We start from the raw sequence: 362 nt of genomic DNA on the forward strand, positions 1-362 counted from the left end.
CCCATCTTTATTTTATGCCTTCTGTTCAAAAAAACAGCACCCCTGTTTCAAAAATGGCTATACTATGGACTGGCAACCATCTTTTCCAGCGTGATGCTTGGCGTCATGGCGGAAATCTCTATGGATCTAGTAGGCAATATCGCCATTACCGATGCAGTATCCAATATTGCTTCGGCACTGACCGGCGGAAACGTCGGCGGTATTATGCAGACAGTTACCCAACAGCTGGGCTTGGGTCTGATGCTTTCTACCTTGCTGATCACCGTACCGCCTATGGCAGGTGCCTGGTTTAACGGCATGATGGCTACATACTCTGGATACAATGCAATGCAGGGTTGGGGAACGGGTCAACCTGCTACTCC

Annotated in this window: 1 pseudogene; it reads left to right on the forward strand. The window is 49.2% G+C overall.

Going from position 1 to position 362, the window contains the following annotated elements:
* Nucleotides 1-42: 42 nt before the first annotated feature.
* Nucleotides 43-362: pseudogene (locus tag HMPREF2608_RS03355) on the forward strand (hypothetical protein); the annotation flags it as partial.

The sequence above is a fragment of the Neisseria sp. HMSC064D07 genome (genome assembly GCF_001837185.1).
Taxonomy (GTDB): domain Bacteria; phylum Pseudomonadota; class Gammaproteobacteria; order Burkholderiales; family Neisseriaceae; genus Neisseria; species Neisseria flavescens_C.